Below are 18,465 nucleotides of genomic sequence, written 5' to 3'. Positions count from 1 at the left end.
CACTGTCGGCGGCCTCTGACCGCAAGCCGCCGGTGTTGCACGCACCCGGGTCAGGGCGTCGGTATCGCGTTTGCGTCGTTGAAGTTGATCTGGGTAGCAGCCCCCTTGAGGATCAGTTGTGCCGCCTTCTCGGCGATCATCAATGTGGGTGAACAGGTATTGCCGGAGACGATCTGCGGCATGATCGAGGCGTCGGCCACCCGCAGGCCAGGGACGCCATGGACGCGCAGCTGGCTGTCGACGACGTCCAGCGGGCCATTGCCCATGCGGCAGGTACCGACCGGGTGGAAGATGGTGGTGCCGATCCGGCCAGCGGCTTCGTGCAGTTGTTCTTCGGTGTGCAGGGCCGGGCCGGGCAGGTACTCGCGAGGCTCGAAGGCGGCCAGGGCAGGGGCCTGGACGATGCGCCGGGTGATACGGATGGCCTCGGCGGCCACGCGCAGGTCGTACGGGTCGCTCAGGTAGTTGGGATCGATCAGCGGCGCGGCGTTCATGTCTGCCGAACGGATGTCGATACGGCCCCGGCTGGCCGGGCGCAGGTTGCATACCGAGGCGGTGAACGCCGGGAAACGGTGCAAGGGTTCGCCGAAGCGCTCCAACGACAGCGGCTGCACGTGGTATTGCAGGTTGGGGGTGGCCTGCTCGGGCCCGGAGCGCACGAACGCGCCCAGCTGGCTCGGCGCCATGGCCAACGGGCCGCTGCGATCGTAGAGGTAGCGCAGGCCCATGCCCAGCTTGCCCCACAAGCTGTTAGCCATCTGGTTGAGGGTGCGGGTATTGCGCACCTCGTAGATCAGGCGCAATTGCAGGTGGTCCTGCAGGTTTCCGCCGACACCGGCCAGCTCGTGGCGCACACCGATGCCGAGGCCTTCGAGCAGCTTGCGCGGGCCGATGCCGGAACGTTGCAGGATCCCGGGGGAACCGACGGCGCCCGCGCAGAGGATGATCTCGCGGCGCGCCCTGAACTCATGCCAGGCGCCTTGCCAGCGCGCCTTGACCGCCGTGGCGCGGGTGTTGTCCAGCAGCACCTGGTCGACCTGCACGTCGGTCAGCACGGTGAGGTTGGGGCGCCGTTGCACCGGCCGCAGGAAGGCCTTGGCGGAGTTCCAGCGCACGCCGCTGCGCTGGTTGACCTGGAAGTAACCGCAGCCAGCGTTGTCGCCGGTATTGAAGTCGGGCACCTTGGCAATGCCGCTCTGTTCGGCGGCATCGCGGAAGGCATCGAGGATCGGCCAGCTGTAGCGCTGCTGTTCGACCCGCCATTCACCCTCGGCACCGTGGCTGTCGCTGGCGCCGGCGAAGTGGTGCTCGCTGGCCTTGAACAGCGGCAGCACGTCCTTCCAGGCCCAGCCCTCGTTGCCTTGCTCGGCCCAGCGATCATAGTCGGCAGCCTGGCCGCGCATGTAGATCATGCCGTTGATCGACGAGCAGCCTCCCAGCACCTTGCCCCGTGGATACCCCAGGCTGCGACCGCCCAGGCCGGGCTGCGCCTCGGTCTTGAAGCACCAGTCGGTGCGCGGGTTGCCGATGCAGTAGAGGTAACCGACGGGAATGTGGATCCAGGGATAGGTGTCGCGGCCACCGGCCTCGAGCAGCAGCACGCGGCAGGCAGGGTCGGCGGACAAGCGGTTGGCCAACAGGCAACCGGCAGGGCCAGCGCCTACGACCACGTAGTCGAAGACAGAATCGGCTGATGGCATGTGCAACCTCGCGCCTGATTTTTATTCTTGTCCCGGACCATCTTATTGATTAATTTCGCCGGGGAAACACGAGATTTCGCGCAGCCGCTGTGCGTTTTAGCACAGCGCTCACAGCCACGGCGCCGCTCCTGCAAAACGAAGCCGCACCGTCCGAAATGCACAGGGACAAGCATGTTCGACTGGAATGATCTGCGGTTTTTCCTCGAGTTACAGCGCAGTGGCCGCCTGCTCACTGCCGCCAAACGCCTCAACACCACCCACAGCACCGTGGCCCGGCACATCGAGAGCATCGAGAAGAGCCTGGGTACCGCCCTGTTCGTCCAGCACGCCCAGGGCTATGAACTCACCCCGTCCGGCCAGGCCTTGCTCAAGCATGCCGAGGCGATGGAGAACGTCGCCTTGCTGGCTCAGGAGGAAATCACCCAGGCCATCACGCCCCTGGGCAAGATCCGCCTGGGGGTCACCGAAGGCATCGGCATCATGTTCTTCACCCCACGCATGAGCGCGCTGTTCGAGCGCTACCCGGGGCTCGAGGTGGAGTTGGTGGCGGTGCCGCGCTTCGTCAGCATCCTCAACCGCGAGGCGGAAATCAGCATCCACCTGGAACGGCCCAGCGCCGATTTGCTCATCACCCGCAAGCTCACCGACTACCGCCTGGCCCTTTACGCCAGCCAGGAATACCTCGACCACGCTCCGCCCCTGCGCAACCGCGAGGACCTGGCCCGGCACAGCTGGATCGGCTACGTCGACGACCTGCTGTTCAGCCAGGAGCTGCTGTTTCTCAACAGTTTTTGCCGGGCCCCCAACGTAGCGTTTCGCAGCACCAGCGTGATCGCCCAGCAGCATGCCGCCCGCGCAGGCCTGGGCATCGCCGTGCTGCCCAACTACATGGCCCGGCACGACCCCACCTTGGTGCGGGTGCTGCCTAGCGAAACCATCCAGCGCAGCTACTGGATCTGCACCCGCCGCGAGCTGCACAAGTCGGTTCGCCTGCGGGTGGTCTGGGACTACCTGCTGGCCCTGTGCGCGGCGGAGCAGGCCGAGCTGCTAGCCGAGTAGCGCCTTGCCGGCCAGCAACACGGCGGCACCGATCCCTGCCAAGGCGAACAGTTGCTGCAGCCGCGGCCCGGCCAGTTTCGCCGCCAGCGGCCGCGCCAGCAGCAGGCCGAGCACCGCACCGACGGCGAACGGGGCACCCAGCCGCCAGTGCACCACGCCTGCCAGGCTGGCACTGGCCACGCTACCGGCAGACACCAGGGCGATCACCGCCAGCGAGGTGGCGACGATGCTCTTCATGTCCAGGTTGGTGTAGCGGTTCAACGCTGGGATGATGACGAAGCCGCCCCCCACGCCGAGCAGGCCGGACAGCAAGCCCGAGAGCACACCCGTGAAGGCCAGGGCGCGTGCGCAGGGCAGGGTCCAGCGCAGCCGTCCCTGCTGTGGGTTGAGCACGCAGGGCATGATCTGCCGCTCGCCACAGGGCGAATCGCCACGCATCTGGCGCCTGGCCTTGCGCCAGATGCGCAGACAGGCGTACACCAGCACTGCGGCGAACACCAGGGCCAGGGGCGTATTGGGCAAACGATGCGCCAGCATCAGCCCGAACGGTGCCGTGACGATGCCAATGGCGGCAATGAACAGCGCCGCCCGGTAGCGCACCAGGCCCTGGCGCAGGCCCAACCCGGCGCCGACCGCCGCCGCCAGGCCCACCGCCAGCAAGCCGATGGGCGCTGCCTCGACCATGCTCAGGCCCAGGCCGAACACCAGCAAGGGCACCGCCAGGATGCCGCCACCGGCACCGGTCAGCGCCAGCACCGCGCCAATGATCGCCCCCAGGCCTGCCCCGAGGAATTGATGTTCGATCACTGCACAGCCTCGGCCTTCATGGGTTGCGGCCGCGCCAGCCACTCCCGGCCCTTGAGCATGGCCTGCCAGTACAATGGCGGCAGTACTCGCGCCTTGAGCAGCCAGGCCAGGCGGGTCGGCTGGCGCCCATCGAGCAGCCAGCGAGGGAAGCTCGGCGCCACCTTGCCGCCATAGGTGAATTCGGCCAGGACGATCTTGCCGCGCTCGACGGTCAATGGGCAGGAGCCATAGCCATCGTACTGGGCCAAGGTCGGCAGACGGCCCAGGGCGACCAGGACATTGTTGGCCACGACCGGTGCCTGTTTGCGCGCTGCGGCGGCGGTCTTGGCATTGCTGGTGTTGGTCACGTCCCCCAGGGCGTGGATATTGGCGAACCGACGATGGCGCAGGCTGTGCGGATCGACATCGACCCAGCCCGCGGCATCGGCCAGCGGACTTTGCTGGATGAAATCCGGTGCCACCTGTGGCGGCACCACGTGGAGCATGTCGAAGGCCTCGACGTGGGTTTGCGTGCTGCCGTCGGGCAGGGTACGCACGAACGTGGCGCGCTTGCCGGGCCCGTCCACGGCCACCAGGCGATGGGCGTAGTTGAGGTCGACGCCGTACTTGTCGATGTAGGCCATCAGGGCCGGCACATAGTCGGCCACGCCGAACAGCACGGTGCCGGCATTGAAGAAACTCGCCTTGACCGCGCCCAGGTGGCCTTGGCGCAACCAATGGTCGCAAGACAGGTACAGGGCCTTCTGTGGCGCACCCGCGCACTTGATCGGCATCGGCGGCTGGGTGAACAGGGCTCGGCCTTGCTTGAGGTTGCTCACCAACTGCCAGGTGTAAGGCGCCAGATCGTATCGGTAGTTGGACGTGACGCCGTTGCGGCCCAGGGTTTCGTTCAAGCCCTCGATGGCGTTCCAATCGAGCTTGAGGCCGGGGCACACCACCAGCTGTTCGTAGCTGACGGCGCGACCATCTTCGAGGCGGACCGTTTGTCCGTGGGGGTCGAAACCTGCGACCCTCGCCTTGATCCAGCGTACGCCCCGCGGCATGGTCGAGGCCATGGTACGGGCGGTGGCCGGGGCCTGGAACACACCGGCACCGACCATGGTCCAGCCAGGCTGGTAGTAATGAACGTCGGCCGGGTCGATCAGCGCGATATCGAGGGACGGGTCACGGCTGACCAGGCTGGAGGCGGTGGCGATACCGGCGGCACCGGCACCGACGATGACCACCTTGTGGTGGTCGGTGCATGAGGCATCGGCAGGGGACTGCAAGGCAGGCATGGCGGTGTTTCCTTGAAATAGTCGTTATAGGGCCAAGGTGCTCAGAGCACATTCAGCGGGATCTTCAGATAGCGCACGCCGTTGTCTTCGGGCTCGGGCAACTGGCCGCTGCGCATGTTGACCTGCACCGACGGCAGGATCAGCACAGGCATGTCGAGGGTGGCATCGCGGGCTTCGCGCATGGTCACGAAGCTGTCCTCGCTGACGCCTTCGTGAATGTGGATATTGCTGGCGCGCTGCTCGGCCACGGTGGTGACGTAGCGCAGCTCACGCCCACCGGGCAGGTAGTCGTGGCACATGAACAGGCGGGTCTGGTCGGGGAACGCCAGCAGGCGCCGGATCGAGCGGTACAGGGTGCGCGCATCGGCCCCCGGGAAGTCGCAGCGGGCTGTGCCGTAGTCAGGCATGAACAGGGTGTCGCCGACGAACACAGCGATCTCGCCGCCATCCTCGACCACGTAGCTCATGCAGGCCGGGGTATGGCCGGGCGTATGCAAGGCACGGGCACGCAGGTTACCGATCAGGAAGACTTCCTCGTCTTCGAGCAGCACGTCGAACTGGCTGCCATCACGGGCAAAGCCCGGCTCGGCGTTGAACAGCGCGCCGAAGGTCTTCTGCACCTGGGTGATCCGCGCACCGATGGCCACATGGCCGCCGAGCTTGTCCTTGAGGTAGGCCGCGGCCGACAGGTGATCGGCGTGTACATGGGTCTCCAGGATCCACTGGACCTTGGCCCCCAGCGCCTCGACCCGAGCGATCAACCTGTCCGCCGACTCGCTGCAGGTGCGCCCGGACTTGGGGTCGTAGTCCAACACGCTGTCGATCAGCGCGCAGTGGCGCGTCTCGCCGTCCATCACCAGGTAACTGATGGTCGAGGTCACCTCGTCGAACAAGGCTTCCACATGAAGGTTGCTGCCGATGATCATTGCGCTCTCCAGGGTTTATCCACCGTGCCTTCATAGAGGCGTAGGCAGTGTCCCGGGGTTTATCAAGATGCATGCCAGCAATAATTGGGCATCTGCGCCGTCCTTTTCGCGGGCAAGCCCGCTCCCACAGGGTCAGGTGCAGGCCCCTAGAACAGGGCATCCTGTAGGGGCGGGCTTGCCCGCGAAAAGGCGTGCACCGAGGATTCGGCTCACCCAGCCCAAGCATTCCATGCCAGCTCTGGCAGTCCCTTCTGGCAGTCGACTGACAGCCAATGGCAGTGTTTGGCAGTCCCTGCTACCCTCGCCGGGTACTTCCCATCGGCCACCTTCATGTCCGCGCTTTCCGTGTATCCCGACCATCCCGCCATCCTCGCCCTGGTGTCCTACCTGGAACACGATGTGCACCCAAGCATCATCCTCGACACCGACTACAACATCCTCGCCGCCAACGCCGCCTACCGCCGGCAGTTCGGCACGGACGACCAGGCACCGTTGGGTGAAAAGTGCCACCGTGTCTCCCACCACTATGCCGTGCCGTGCGACCAGGCCGGTGAGCATTGCCCCCTGCGCAAGGCCTTGGACAGCAAGGTGCCGGAGCGCGTCCTGCACATCCACCACACCCCCCGTGGGCCCGAGCACGTGGACGTGGAACTGCGACCGATCCTCGATGAGCAGGGCAGGGTGGTGGCCTTCGTCGAACGCCTGACCAGCGTCACCCTGGCCTCCGCACAACCCCAACAGCAAGGCCTGGTCGGGCGCGCCCCTGCCTTCAAGACGGCCCTTGCCAGCCTGCAGCGGGCAGCGCCGGCGCAGATCCCGGTGCTGCTGCAGGGCGAGTCCGGTACCGGCAAGGAACTGTTCGCCCGCGCCCTGCACCTGGGCAGTCCTCGGGCCAACGGGCCGCTGGTGGTGGTCGATTGCACGGGGCTTACCGAGTCGCTGTTCGAGAGCGAGCTGTTCGGCTACGAGAAGGGCGCATTCACCGGCGCGACCCAGCGCAAGATCGGCCTGGCCGAGGCGGCCCATGGCGGCACCCTGTTCCTCGACGAAATCGGTGAAGTGCCGCTGGCCATGCAGGTGAAGTTGCTGCGCCTGATCGAGTCGGGCAGCTTTCGCCCGGTTGGCAGCTTGCGCACGGTGCATTCGGACTTTCGCCTGGTGTCAGCGACGCACAAGCCGCTGAAGGAGATGGTCGCGGCCGGGACCTTCCGCGAAGATCTTTACTACCGCATCAGCGGTTTCCCCATTCGCCTGCCAGCCCTGCGGGAGCGGGTCGAAGACCTGCCCTTGCTGGCCGAGAGCTTGTTGCAACGCATGGGCAAGCAACCACCCCGGCTGACGCCGAAGGCGCTCGAGCGGCTCAGCTTGCATCCGTTCCCGGGCAATATCCGCGAGCTGCGCAACATACTCGAACGGGCGCGCCTGTTCGCCGACGACGGCCTGATTCGTCCTGAGCATTTGCCGGAAGACATTGGCCCCAGTGCAGGGGCAGGGCAGGTGGCGCCACGCCGTCGTGGCCGCAATGAGTTGAGCGACCTGGCGCACGCCCTGGAAAGCTTCCAAGGATCGCGTAGCGAGCTGGCTCGGTATCTGGGTATGAGTGAACGTACCCTGTATCGACGCTTGCGAGAGTTGGGGATCTGAACGAAAAAAGGGGCTGCAAAAGCAGCCCCTTTTTTCGTTCGCCGACCTGATCAGAAATCCAGGTTAGCCACCGACAGCGCATTGCTTTCGATGAACTCACGACGTGGTTCCACCGCATCCCCCATCAAGGTGTTGAAGATCTGATCGGCTGCGATCGCATCTTCGATAGTCACCTTGAGCATGCGACGGACGTTCGGGTCCATGGTGGTTTCCCACAGCTGATCCGGGTTCATCTCACCCAGACCTTTGTATCGCTGGATGGTGTGGCGCTTGGCGGTTTCGTTCATCAGCCAGTCCAGGGCTTCCTTGAACTCGCTGACCGCCTTGCGACGCTCACCCCGCTGCACGTAGGCACCTTCGCCCAACAGGGTACTGAGCTTGGCGCCCAGGTTCACGACCGAACGGTAGTCGTTGCTGCCGAAGAAGTCGCGGTTGAAGGTGACGTAGCTGGCCAGGCCGTGAGAGGTGATTTCCACTTCCGGCAGCCAGACGTTGCGCTCCTTGTCCTCGCGCAGGCTGGCCTGGTAGATCAGGCCGGACTTCTGGCTGTTGTTCAGGCGCTCCTGGAGCTTGCCCAGCCAGGCCTGCATGACAGCGTGGTCGCCCAATTGCTCCAGGGTGACTTCCGGCAGGTAGATGAAGTGCTCGGTCAGCTCCTGCGGGTACAGACGCGACAGGCGCTTGAGGGTCTTCATCACACCACGGAATTCATTCACCAGACCTTCGAGCTGCACACCGGAAACCGGTGGCGCCGACTCGTCCAGGTGCAGGCTGGCATCTTCCAGGGCCGACTGCGTCATGTATTCCTCCATGGCGTCGTCGTCCTTGATGTACTGCTCCTGCTTGCCTTTCTTCACCTTGTACAGCGGCGGCTGGGCGATGTAGATGTAGCCACGCTCGACCAGCTCGGGCAGTTGGCGGAAGAAGAAGGTCAGCAGCAAGGTACGGATGTGCGAACCGTCAACGTCAGCATCGGTCATGATGATGATGTTGTGATAACGCAGCTTGTCGATGTTGTACTCTTCGCGGCCAATGCCACAGCCCAGGGCGGTGATCAGGGTGCCGACCTCTTGGGACGAGATCATCTTGTCGAAACGTGCTTTCTCGACGTTGAGGATCTTGCCTTTGAGCGGCAGGATCGCCTGGGTACGACGGTTGCGGCCTTGCTTGGCCGAGCCACCCGCGGAGTCACCCTCCACCAAGTACAGTTCGGAAAGGGCAGGGTCCTTCTCCTGGCAGTCGGCGAGCTTGCCTGGCAGGCCCGCGATATCCAAGGCGCCTTTGCGGCGGGTCATTTCACGAGCCTTGCGTGCCGCTTCACGGGCACGGGCAGCATCGATCATCTTGCCGACGACGGCCTTGGCCTCGTTGGGGTTCTCCAACAGGAAGTCGGCGAAGTACTTGTTCATCTCCTGTTCCACGGCGGTCTTCACCTCCGAGGAAACCAGCTTGTCCTTGGTCTGCGAGCTGAACTTGGGATCCGGCACCTTGACCGAGATGATTGCGGTCAGACCTTCACGCGCATCGTCACCGGTGGTCGAGACCTTGTTCTTCTTGGCCAGACCTTCCTGTTCGATGTAGTTGTTCAGGTTGCGGGTCAGCGCCGAGCGGAAGCCCACCAAGTGGGTACCACCGTCACGCTGTGGAATGTTGTTGGTGAAGCACAGCAGGTTTTCGTTGAAGCTGTCGTTCCACTGCAGGGCTACCTCGACCCCCACGCCGTCGTCACGCTGGACACTGAAGTGGAAGACCTGGGAGTTCACCGGGGTCTTGTTGGTGTTCAGGTATTCGACGAATGCACGCAGACCACCTTCGTACTTGAAGAACTCTTCCTTGCCGGTGCGCTCGTCCTTGAGCATGATGCCGACGCCCGAGTTGAGGAACGATAGCTCACGGATACGCTTGGCCAGGATGTCCCAGCTGAAGTGGATGTTCTTGAAGGTTTCTGCCGACGGCTTGAAATGAATGTGGGTGCCGGTGGTTTCGCTTTCACCAACGACCTCCATTGGCGCCTGTGGAACACCATGGACGTAGGTTTGTTCCCAGATCTTGCCGCTGCGGCGTACGGTCAGTACCAGCTTCTCGGAGAGGGCGTTCACCACGGAAACACCTACGCCGTGCAGGCCGCCAGAAACCTTGTAGGAGTTGTCATCGAATTTACCGCCTGCGTGCAAGACCGTCATGATCACTTCGGCAGCCGACACGCCTTCTTCTTTATGCACATCGACCGGAATGCCGCGACCGTTATCGCGAACACTGATGGATTCGTCCGGGTGGATGATGACAGTGATGTCGTCGCAGTGACCGGCGAGGGCCTCGTCGATCGAGTTATCGACCACCTCGAATACCATGTGGTGCAGGCCGCTACCATCATCGGTGTCGCCAATGTACATGCCGGGGCGTTTGCGCACGGCATCCAGTCCTTTCAGCACCTTGATGCTGGAGGAGTCGTACGTTTGATTTTCGCTCATGCCTTCACTCCCGATGGTCGTGGGTCTGGGTGATACGGCCCTGTTCCACGTGGAACAAAGCAACTGGCGTTTCCTTCTGCCAGCCTTCCCTCAGTAATTCGTGATCTACACAGGTGATAAACACCTGGCAGTTTAATTCTTCGAGCAAGCGGCACAGCGCACGGCGATGCTGCTCATCCAGTTCGGACGGCAAGTCATCGACAAGATAAATACAGTGACCGCGACGAGCTTGACTGACGAGATGGCCCTGGGCTATTCGCAAGGCGCAAACCACCAGTTTCTGCTGACCTCGCGACAGGATGTCGGCGGCGTTGTTCGCGCTCAATCGCAGACGCAAATCGGCTCGCTGTGGTCCCGCCTGGGTGTGACCCATCTGCTGATCGCGAAGAAGGGAGGAGGCGAGTACTTCGTTGAGTTCCCGGTCCTTGTCCCAGCCTCGGTAGTAGCTAAGGGTCAGCCCTTCCAGTTCGACCAGTTCGCTCAGGGTTCGCTCGAAGACAGGCTTCAAGGCCTTGATATAGTTGCGACGGTATTCATCTATTTCCGCGCTGGCCAGGCACAATTCCCGGTCCCAGGCGGCTTGCGAAGCAGCGTCAAGTGTACCATGACGCAACCATGAGTTCCGCTGCCGCAGCGCCTTCTGCAGTCGTTGCCAGGCCGCCATGAATCGAGGTTCCACGTGGAACACTCCCCAATCCAGGAACTGCCGGCGGATCTTGGGCGCCCCTTCGAGTAGGCGGAAGCTGTCTGGGTTGATCAGCTGCAAGGGCAGCATTTCCGCCAACTGGGCCGTGCTGCGGGCATTCTGCCCATCGATGCGGATGGTGAATTCTCCCTGGCGATCGCGAGAGATCCCCAGGCTGCTGGTTCCTCCCTCTACCAACTGGACCTCGCCGAATACGGTGCATGTCGGCTGCTCGTACTGGATGACCGGGTTCAAGCGGGTGCTGCGAAACGAACGCGCCAGCCCAAGTAGGTGCACGGCTTCCAGCACGCTGGTCTTGCCGCTGCCGTTGTCGCCGTAGAGGATGTTGATGCGAGGAGAGGGGGAGAGGGTCACCGGGTGCAGGTTGCGCACCGCGGTGACCATGATACGTCGAAGGGACATTTGGCCTGCTACGGTTACAGACGCATCGGCATGACAACGTAGGACGAGTCGTCGTTACCGGCTTCCTGGAGCAGGGCGCTGCTGTTGGAGTCGGAGAGGATCAGGCGAACCTGTTCCGTGGTCATGACCCCCAGCACATCCAGCAGGTAGCTGACGTTGAAGCCGATCTCCAGCGAGCTACCGTTGTAATCGACGCTGATTTCTTCTTCCGCTTCTTCCTGTTCCGGGTTGTTGGCCTGGATCTTCAATTGGCCAGCGGCCAGTTGCAGGCGGATACCGCGGTACTTCTCGTTGGACAGGATCGCGGTGCGGCTGAAGGCTTCGCGCAGCGCCTGGCGATCACCGATCACCAACTTGTCGCCGCCCTTGGGCAGTACGCGCTCATAATCGGGGAACTTGCCGTCTACAAGCTTCGAGGTGAAGGTGAATTCGCCAGTGGTCGCGCGGATATGGTGCTGGCCCAGCACGATGCTGACCATGCCTTCCGGGTCGGTGAGCAGGCGGGCCAGCTCGAGGATACCCTTGCGCGGCACGATGACCTGGTGGCGGTCAGCCTGGCCGATAGGCGCCTGCATGGAGCACAGGGCCAGGCGGTGACCATCGGTGGCCACGGCACGCAGGGTGTCGGTGGAGACTTCCAGCAACATGCCGTTGAGGTAGTAGCGCACGTCCTGCTGGGCCATGGCGAAGCTGGTGCGCTCGATCAGCCGGCGCAGCTTGCTTTGCTCCAGGTTGCAGGTCAGCGAGCCAGGGCCTTCCTCGACGGTCGGGAAATCGTTGGCCGGCAGGGTCGACAGGGTGAAGCGGCTACGACCGGCCTTGACCAGCAGTTTCTGCTCGTCGACCTTGATATCGATCAGCACGTCGTTCGGCAGGCTCTTGCAGATGTCCATCAGCTTGCGCGCCGGAACGGTGATCTCGCCAGGCTCGGCCGGCTCTTCCAGTTGTACGCGGCCAACCAGTTCGACTTCCAGGTCGGTACCGGTCAACGACAGTTGCTGGCCTTGTACGACCAGCAGCACGTTGGACAGGACCGGCAAGGTCTGGCGGCGCTCGACGACACCTGCGACCAGTTGCAGGGGTTTCAACAGGGCTTCGCGTTGAATGGTGAAATGCATGGTCTAGTCCCTTGCCTTCAATAAGCTGCACCGACACCCATCAGGTCGTCAGCGTCCGCAGCAGGTTCTTGTAGTCCTCGCGGATGTCCGCGTCGGATTCCTTCAATTCGTTGATCTTGCGGCAGGCGTGCAGCACGGTGGTGTGGTCACGGCCGCCGAACATGTCGCCGATCTCCGGCAGACTGTGGTTGGTCAGCTCCTTGGACAGGGCCATGGCCACCTGCCGGGGACGGGCCACCGATCGCGAACGCCGCTTGGACAACAGGTCGGCGATCTTGATCTTGTAGTACTCGGCCACGGTGCGCTGGATGTTATCCACACTGACCAGCTTGTCCTGCAATGCCAGCAGGTCCTTGAGCGACTCACGGATCAGTTCGATGGTGATATCCCGGCCCATGAAGTGCGAATGGGCGATCACCCGTTTCAGGGCACCTTCCAGTTCACGCACGTTGGAACGGATGCGCTGGGCAATGAAGAACGCCGCATCATGCGGCAGTTCGACCTTCGCCTGGTCGGCCTTCTTCATGAGAATCGCCACGCGGGTTTCCAGTTCCGGTGGCTCGACGGCTACCGTCAGGCCCCAGCCGAAACGGGACTTCAGGCGCTCTTCCAGGCCTTCGATTTCCTTCGGGTAGCGGTCGCTGGTGAGAATCACCTGCTGGCCGCCCTCGAGCAGGGCGTTGAAGGTGTGGAAGAACTCTTCCTGGGAGCGTTCCTTGCGGGCGAAGAACTGAATGTCGTCGATCAGCAAGGCATCGACCGAACGATAGAAACGCTTGAACTCGTTGATCGCGTTCAACTGCAGCGCCTTGACCATGTCTGCGACGAAACGCTCGGAATGCAGGTACACCACCTTGGCATTCGGATTCTTCTTCAGCAGATGGTTACCCACAGCGTGCATGAGGTGGGTCTTACCCAGGCCTACGCCGCCATACAGGAAAAGCGGGTTGTAGCCATGCTTGGGATTGTCGGCGACCTGCCAGGCGGCCGCACGGGCCAACTGGTTGGACTTACCTTCGACGAAGGTTTCGAAGGTGAAGGTCCGGTTCAGGTAGCTGGTGTGCTTGAGCGCACCTTCGACCTGTACGGTGCGTTGTTCGGTTCGAGCCGTGGCTGCCGGTGCTGGGGCGGTTTCGCCCATGGCATCGAAACTGTCGCGCGAAGACGGCTCCTCGATCTCGTTGACCAGTACCGGCTCGATCGCAGGCTCGGCGATCGGCTCGTTGTGGACCACGACCTGTGCCGGCTGCTGCGCCTGGGCTTGCTGGGCCAGGCTGGCGGCAACCGCGGCACTGACCGGCGCATTGGGGGCGGCACGCGGAGCGGAGCTGCGGCGGCTGCCTATTAATAAGGAAAGGGCAGGCGCAATGCCGTTGCCGTGCTCGCCCAACAGCTCGAGCAAACGGCCCAGGTACTTTTCATTGACCCAATCGAGAACGAAACGGTTGGGCGCATAGACGCGCAACTCGTCGCCTTCGGCTTCGACCTGTAGCGGACGGATCCAGGTGTTGAATTGCTGGGCAGGCAGTTCATCGCGCAGAAGCTCCACGCACTGCTGCCAAAGTTCCACTGACACGGATATCCCCTGAGTTTGAAAGCCGGATGAGGCAAAAACAAACCGCCATTGTACCGGGCGGGCGACCACTTATCCACATGTGGCAACGACTCACCGAGTGGCAAATCGGTCAATTCACAACCAAAACGCCACCCACGCCGTGTGAATAAGCTCTGTGGATAACCTCCCTTGAGGGCTATGCACAACCCTGACCTGAAACCAGTGGATAACTCGCCTGTGGATAAGCAGCCTTTCGATCCACAGCTTTTCCGCGGGCCCGGCACAGCCAGAACACCTCTTACCGACAGGGTTATGAATCTCTGTACAGCGCGTGTTTTCTTGCCTTAACGAGGTTATCCACAGAAAGTTATCCACTAAAGATCTATAAGTTCTTCAGAAAAGCTTTTTATATGTCCTTCTGTTTTTTCATGTTGTCGTCTCGTGTCGGCCTGATCAAGCCTTCAGAGGCATCGGGGCAGGTCACGCCTTCCATAAGGAAAGGCTGGTTGGAAATTGACCTATTGGCTTGCTTTCTCTAGAATCGCCGATCTCTTAAAAAGGGGGCCATTCCGGCCCGTTGTCGACGAACCCAGGTAACAACGCCATGAAACGTACTTTCCAACCAAGCACCATCAAGCGCGCGCGCACCCACGGCTTCCGTGCCCGTATGGCTACCAAGAACGGCCGCGCTGTTCTGTCGCGTCGTCGTGCCAAAGGCCGTAAGCGTCTGGCAATTTGATTTTTCGGCACAGGTGGTGAGTCAGGACTTCAGTCGGGACAAGCGACTGCTTACACCCCGGCATTTCAAAGCGGTCTTCGACTCCCCAACCGGCAAGGTTCCAGGGAAAAACCTGCTTATCCTTGCCCGCGAGAACGGCCTCGATCATCCACGGCTCGGCCTGGTGATCGGCAAGAAGAGCGTCAAGCTCGCCGTTCAACGCAATCGCCTCAAACGCTTGATGCGCGATTCCTTTCGCCTGAACCAGCAGATGCTCGCTGGCCTGGACATCGTGATCGTCGCGCGCAAGGGATTGGGCGAGATCGAGAACCCAGAATTGCACCAACACTTTGGCAAGCTCTGGAAGCGCCTGGTACGCAGTCGGCCCTCTCCAGCGGTTAACGCCGATTCCGCAGGGGTAGACAGCCACGATGCGTAAACTGGCCCTCGTTCCGATCCAGTTTTACCGTTACGCCATTAGTCCACTGATGGCCAGTCACTGTCGTTTCTACCCCAGTTGCTCCTGTTACGCCTATGAAGCCATCGAAACCCATGGCCTCTTGCGTGGCGGGTGGCTAGCCGTTCGTCGCCTGGGGCGCTGTCATCCGTGGAACGACGGTGGTTTCGATCCCGTTCCACCAGCTCCTTCCTCCCGAACTTCTTCGATAGCCGAGTAATCATGGATATTAAACGCACGATCCTGATCGTCGCCCTGGCAATCGTGTCCTACGTCCTGGTCCTCAAGTGGAACCAGGACTACGGCCAGGCTGCCTTGCCGACTCAGAATACTGCTGCCAGCAACGTTGCCCCGGCGCTGCCGGACACCGTGCCGGCCGGCAACGATGGCGCCAGCGCCGATGTGCCGAGCGCCAACGCTGAATCCAGCCCAGCCGAACTGGCGCCGGTCGCGGTCAGCAAGGACCTGGTCCGGATCAAGACCGATGTCCTGGACCTGGCTATCGACCCGGTGGGCGGCGACATCGTCCAGCTGACCCTGCCGAAATACCCACGTCGCCAGGACCATCCGGACATTCCGTTCCAGCTGTTCGACAACGGCAGCGAGCGTGTCTACCTGGCCCAAAGCGGCCTGACCGGCGCCAACGGCCCGGATGCCCGTGCCAGTGGTCGCCCGCTGTACGCCACCGAACAGAAGCACTACCAGCTGGCCGACGGCCAGGACCAACTGGTGGTCGACCTGAAGTTCAGCGACAACGGCGTCAACTACATCAAGCGCTTCACCTTCAAGCGCGGCGAATACGACCTGGCTGTCAGCTACCTGATCGACAACCAGAGCAGCCAGGCCTGGACCGGCAATCTGTTCGCCCAGCTCAAGCGTGACGCCAGCTCCGACCCGTCGTCGAGCACTGCCACCGGCACCGCGACCTACCTGGGCGCAGCCCTGTGGACAGCTTCGGAGCCGTACAAGAAAGTGTCGATGAAGGACATCGACAAGGGCAGCTTGAAAGAAAATGTGTCCGGCGGCTGGGTCGCCTGGCTGCAGCACTACTTCGTGACCGCCTGGATCCCGAACGCCTCGGACAACAACGTCGTCCAGACCCGCAAGGACAGCCAGGGCAACTACATCATCGGCTACACCGGCCCGGCGCTGAACGTGCCTGCCGGCGGCAAGGCCGAAACCAGCGCCATGCTGTATGCCGGCCCGAAGATCCAGTCCAAGCTCAAGGAGTTGTCCCCAGGCCTGGAACTGACCGTCGACTACGGCTTCCTGTGGTTCATCGCCCAGCCGATCTTCTGGCTGCTGCAACATATCCACAGCCTGCTGGGCAACTGGGGCTGGTCGATCATCGTCCTGACCATGCTCATCAAGGGCCTGTTCTTCCCGCTCTCGGCCGCCAGCTACCGTTCGATGGCGCGCATGCGTGCCGTGGCGCCGAAGCTGCAGCAGCTCAAGGAACGCTTCGGTGACGATCGCCAGAAGATGTCCCAGGCGATGATGGAGCTGTACAAGAAAGAGAAGATCAATCCGCTGGGTGGCTGCCTGCCGATCCTGGTGCAGATGCCAGTGTTCCTGGCCCTGTACTGGGTACTGCTGGAAAGCGTGGAAATGCGCCAGGCCCCATGGATGCTGTGGATCACCGACCTGTCGATCAAGGATCCGTTCTTCATCCTGCCGATCATCATGGGCGCCACCATGTTCATCCAGCAGAAGCTGAACCCGACTCCGCCGGATCCGATGCAGGCGAAGGTCATGAAAATGATGCCGATCATCTTCACCTTCTTCTTCCTGTGGTTCCCGGCCGGCCTGGTGCTGTACTGGGTTGTGAACAACTGCCTGTCGATCGCGCAGCAGTGGTACATCACCCGCGCCATCGAAGCCGCGACCAAGAAAGCGGCTGCTTGACGGGCTGCTGAGCTAGCCTGTGAATAAAAACGCCCCTTCGTGGGGCGTTTTTGCTATCTGTGTATTTTTCGTAGAGGTTTTCGAGCATGAACACTGTGCGTGAAACCATCGCAGCCATCGCCACCGCCCAGGGGCGCGGAGGCGTTGGCATCGTCAGGCTGTCCGGCCCGTTGGCCAGCCAGGCGGGGCAGGCCATTACCGGCCGCTCCCTGACGCCACGCCATGCCCACTACGGCCCGTTCCGCGATGACCAGGGCCTGGTGCTGGACGAAGGCATCGCCTTGTTCTTCCCCGGGCCGAATTCGTTCACCGGCGAAGACGTCCTGGAACTGCAGGGGCATGGCGGGCCAGTGGTCATGGACATGCTGCTGCAGCGCTGCCTGCAACTGGGTTGCCGCCTGGCGCGGCCGGGCGAGTTCAGCGAGCGGGCATTTCTCAACGACAAGCTCGACCTGGCCCAGGCCGAAGCGATCGCCGACCTCATCGAGGCCAGCTCGACCCAGGCTGCGCGCAATGCCCTGCGTTCGCTGCAGGGGGAATTCTCCAAGCGTGTGCATAACCTCACCGAAGCCTTGATCGCGCTGCGGATCTACGTCGAAGCGGCTATCGACTTCCCTGAGGAAGAGATCGACTTCCTCGCCGATGGCCATGTGTTGTCCATGCTCGATGCGGTGCGCAGCGAGTTGTCCACAGTGCAGCGCGAGGCCGGGCAGGGCGCCCTGCTGCGCGATGGCATGACCGTGGTCATCGCCGGCCGGCCCAATGCCGGCAAATCCAGCCTGCTCAACCGCTTGGCAGGCCGGGAGGCGGCCATCGTCACGGATATCGCCGGCACCACGCGGGATATCCTGCGCGAACATATCCACATCGACGGCATGCCGCTGCACGTGGTGGACACCGCCGGCCTGCGCGATACCGACGATCATGTGGAAAAGATCGGTGTGGAGCGTGCACTCAAGGCCATTGGCGAGGCTGATCGCGTCCTGCTGGTGGTGGACTCCACCGCACCGGAAGCCAGCGACCCGTTTGCGCTGTGGCCGGAGTTCCTCGACTTGCGACCCGATCCGGCCAAGGTCACTCTCATCCGCAACAAAGCAGACCTGAGCGGCGAAACGGTGGCCATGGAGCAGAGCGAGGACGGCCACGTCACCCTCACGCTCAGCGCCAAGGGCGACGACGTGGGGCTGGAGCTGCTGCGGGAACACCTCAAGGCCTGCATGGGTTACGAACAGACCGCAGAGAGCAGTTTCAGCGCTCGCCGGCGTCACCTGGAGGCACTGCGCCAGGCAAGCGACCATCTCGAACATGGCCGTGCGCAATTGACCTTGGCGGGAGCCGGCGAACTGCTGGCCGAAGACCTGCGCCAGGCCCAGCAGGCGCTGGGGGAAATCACCGGGGCGTTCAGCTCCGACGATCTGCTGGGGCGCATCTTCTCCAGCTTCTGCATCGGCAAGTAACGTCCTCTTCTGGGGCGCCCTGCGCCCCATCGCGACACAACGCCGCTCCCGCAGGTACGGCGACCAATCCCTGACCTTATCTCCATTCCCTGACACCAGAAGTCATCAACAGGTGCGTATTCGCTCGCCTGAGCTCTGTGGAAAACTCGCCCTCAGCGCCGTTGATAACAGGGCGTTTTGGCTGAGGACAAATCCACCTGTGGGTAACACGCATTTTAATCCACAGGTTAAATGGCGTTATCCAGAGCCCTCAGGGTCACTGA

General features: G+C 62.6%; 15 protein-coding genes. 7 read left to right on the top strand and 8 right to left on the bottom strand.

Annotated elements, in window-relative coordinates:
* Nucleotides 1-50 precede the first annotated feature (50 nt).
* Nucleotides 51-1,700 (bottom strand): GMC family oxidoreductase, encoded by a 1,650-nt coding sequence (locus WCE05_RS09575; RefSeq protein WP_225789928.1) that lies wholly within the window; start codon nucleotides 1,698-1,700, stop codon nucleotides 51-53.
* Between the two features lie 171 nt (nucleotides 1,701-1,871).
* Here WCE05_RS09575 and WCE05_RS09570 point away from each other — a divergent pair, with 171 nt between their 5' ends.
* Nucleotides 1,872-2,759 carry a LysR family transcriptional regulator gene (locus WCE05_RS09570; RefSeq protein WP_225789927.1) on the top strand — a complete coding sequence of 296 codons (888 nt, stop codon included), beginning with the start codon at nucleotides 1,872-1,874 and terminating at the stop codon, nucleotides 2,757-2,759.
* On the opposite strand, the gene WCE05_RS09565 is transcribed toward WCE05_RS09570, so the two are convergent.
* The 3 genes from WCE05_RS09565 to WCE05_RS09555 are packed head-to-tail and all read right to left on the bottom strand — an operon-like array spanning nucleotide 2,748 to nucleotide 5,769.
* On the bottom strand, nucleotides 2,748-3,566 hold the full coding sequence (locus tag WCE05_RS09565; RefSeq protein ID WP_225789926.1) for a sulfite exporter TauE/SafE family protein: 819 nt from the start codon (nucleotides 3,564-3,566) through the stop codon (nucleotides 2,748-2,750). The two genes, WCE05_RS09570 and WCE05_RS09565, sit on opposite strands and share 12 nt — an antisense overlap.
* Nucleotides 3,563-4,843: an FAD/NAD(P)-binding oxidoreductase gene (locus tag WCE05_RS09560; RefSeq protein ID WP_368815809.1), complete on the bottom strand. Its 1,281-nt coding sequence runs from the start codon at nucleotides 4,841-4,843 to the stop codon at nucleotides 3,563-3,565. Before WCE05_RS09560 ends, WCE05_RS09565 begins: the two co-directional genes overlap by 4 nt.
* A gap of 41 nt (nucleotides 4,844-4,884) precedes the next feature.
* Nucleotides 4,885-5,769, bottom strand: a complete 885-nt coding sequence (locus WCE05_RS09555) for an MBL fold metallo-hydrolase (RefSeq protein ID WP_225789924.1) — start codon at nucleotides 5,767-5,769, stop codon at nucleotides 4,885-4,887.
* 330 nt (nucleotides 5,770-6,099) lie between these two features.
* On the opposite strand from WCE05_RS09555, the gene WCE05_RS09550 reads away from it, so the two are divergent.
* A complete protein-coding gene (locus WCE05_RS09550; protein WP_368815808.1) occupies nucleotides 6,100-7,413 on the top strand; it encodes a sigma-54 interaction domain-containing protein in 1,314 nt (437 codons plus the stop codon).
* Nucleotides 7,414-7,463: 50 nt separating this feature from the next.
* Here WCE05_RS09550 and gyrB read toward each other — a convergent pair whose 3' ends face one another.
* The 4 genes from gyrB to dnaA are packed head-to-tail and all read right to left on the bottom strand — an operon-like array spanning nucleotide 7,464 to nucleotide 13,686.
* Complete coding sequence (gene gyrB / locus WCE05_RS09545; protein WP_253080405.1) at nucleotides 7,464-9,884, bottom strand: DNA topoisomerase (ATP-hydrolyzing) subunit B; 2,421 nt, start codon at nucleotides 9,882-9,884, stop codon at nucleotides 7,464-7,466.
* Nucleotides 9,885-9,888: 4 nt separating this feature from the next.
* Nucleotides 9,889-10,992 carry a DNA replication/repair protein RecF gene (recF, locus tag WCE05_RS09540; RefSeq protein ID WP_225786848.1) on the bottom strand — a complete coding sequence of 368 codons (1,104 nt, stop codon included), beginning with the start codon at nucleotides 10,990-10,992 and terminating at the stop codon, nucleotides 9,889-9,891.
* Nucleotides 10,993-11,006: 14 nt separating this feature from the next.
* Nucleotides 11,007-12,110 carry a DNA polymerase III subunit beta gene (gene dnaN, locus WCE05_RS09535; RefSeq protein WP_225786847.1) on the bottom strand — a complete coding sequence of 368 codons (1,104 nt, stop codon included), beginning with the start codon at nucleotides 12,108-12,110 and terminating at the stop codon, nucleotides 11,007-11,009.
* Nucleotides 12,111-12,150: 40 nt separating this feature from the next.
* A complete protein-coding gene (gene dnaA / locus WCE05_RS09530; protein WP_225786846.1) occupies nucleotides 12,151-13,686 on the bottom strand; it encodes a chromosomal replication initiator protein DnaA in 1,536 nt (511 codons plus the stop codon).
* 583 nt (nucleotides 13,687-14,269) lie between these two features.
* Here dnaA and rpmH point away from each other — a divergent pair.
* The 5 genes from rpmH to mnmE all read left to right on the top strand — a co-directional run bounded on the left by rpmH (nucleotide 14,270) and on the right by mnmE (nucleotide 18,202).
* Entirely contained in the window at nucleotides 14,270-14,404 is a 135-nt protein-coding gene (rpmH, locus tag WCE05_RS09525) for a 50S ribosomal protein L34 (RefSeq protein WP_003253163.1), read from the top strand.
* A 13-nt stretch (nucleotides 14,405-14,417) separates the two neighbouring features.
* On the top strand, nucleotides 14,418-14,822 hold the full coding sequence (rnpA, locus tag WCE05_RS09520) for a ribonuclease P protein component (protein WP_084855253.1): 405 nt from the start codon (nucleotides 14,418-14,420) through the stop codon (nucleotides 14,820-14,822).
* Nucleotides 14,815-15,060 (top strand): membrane protein insertion efficiency factor YidD, encoded by a 246-nt coding sequence (yidD, locus tag WCE05_RS09515; protein WP_166890638.1) that lies wholly within the window; start codon nucleotides 14,815-14,817, stop codon nucleotides 15,058-15,060. Before rnpA ends, yidD begins: the two co-directional genes overlap by 8 nt.
* Nucleotides 15,061-15,062: 2 nt before the next feature.
* On the top strand, nucleotides 15,063-16,745 hold the full coding sequence (gene yidC / locus WCE05_RS09510; RefSeq protein WP_225786845.1) for a membrane protein insertase YidC: 1,683 nt from the start codon (nucleotides 15,063-15,065) through the stop codon (nucleotides 16,743-16,745).
* A gap of 86 nt (nucleotides 16,746-16,831) precedes the next feature.
* Entirely contained in the window at nucleotides 16,832-18,202 is a 1,371-nt protein-coding gene (gene mnmE, locus WCE05_RS09505; protein WP_368815807.1) for a tRNA uridine-5-carboxymethylaminomethyl(34) synthesis GTPase MnmE, read from the top strand.
* Nucleotides 18,203-18,465: the final 263 nt, after the last annotated feature.

Source organism: Pseudomonas sp. I2 (assembly GCF_040984075.1).
GTDB lineage: Bacteria > Pseudomonadota > Gammaproteobacteria > Pseudomonadales > Pseudomonadaceae > Aquipseudomonas > Aquipseudomonas guariconensis_B.
Note: the sequence above shows the minus strand (reverse complement) of the source record. Positions and strands in the feature narration are given on the sequence as shown.

Bases quoted from the DNA above. Each gene is read 5' to 3' on its own strand.
- WCE05_RS09555 (WP_225789924.1), bottom strand. From the start codon at position 5,769: ATGATCATCGGCAGCAACCTTCATGTGGAAGCCTTGTTCGACGAGGTG.
- rpmH (WP_003253163.1), top strand. From the start codon at position 14,270: ATGAAACGTACTTTCCAACCAAGCACCATCAAGCGCGCGCGCACCCAC.
- recF (WP_225786848.1), bottom strand. From the start codon at position 10,992: ATGTCCCTTCGACGTATCATGGTCACCGCGGTGCGCAACCTGCACCCG.
- WCE05_RS09560 (WP_368815809.1), bottom strand. From the start codon at position 4,843: ATGCCTGCCTTGCAGTCCCCTGCCGATGCCTCATGCACCGACCACCAC.
- gyrB (WP_253080405.1), bottom strand. From the start codon at position 9,884: ATGAGCGAAAATCAAACGTACGACTCCTCCAGCATCAAGGTGCTGAAA.
- mnmE (WP_368815807.1), top strand. From the start codon at position 16,832: ATGAACACTGTGCGTGAAACCATCGCAGCCATCGCCACCGCCCAGGGG.
- dnaN (WP_225786847.1), bottom strand. From the start codon at position 12,110: ATGCATTTCACCATTCAACGCGAAGCCCTGTTGAAACCCCTGCAACTG.
- yidC (WP_225786845.1), top strand. From the start codon at position 15,063: ATGGATATTAAACGCACGATCCTGATCGTCGCCCTGGCAATCGTGTCC.
- yidD (WP_166890638.1), top strand. From the start codon at position 14,815: ATGCGTAAACTGGCCCTCGTTCCGATCCAGTTTTACCGTTACGCCATT.
- WCE05_RS09550 (WP_368815808.1), top strand. From the start codon at position 6,100: ATGTCCGCGCTTTCCGTGTATCCCGACCATCCCGCCATCCTCGCCCTG.
- WCE05_RS09570 (WP_225789927.1), top strand. From the start codon at position 1,872: ATGTTCGACTGGAATGATCTGCGGTTTTTCCTCGAGTTACAGCGCAGT.
- WCE05_RS09575 (WP_225789928.1), bottom strand. From the start codon at position 1,700: ATGCCATCAGCCGATTCTGTCTTCGACTACGTGGTCGTAGGCGCTGGC.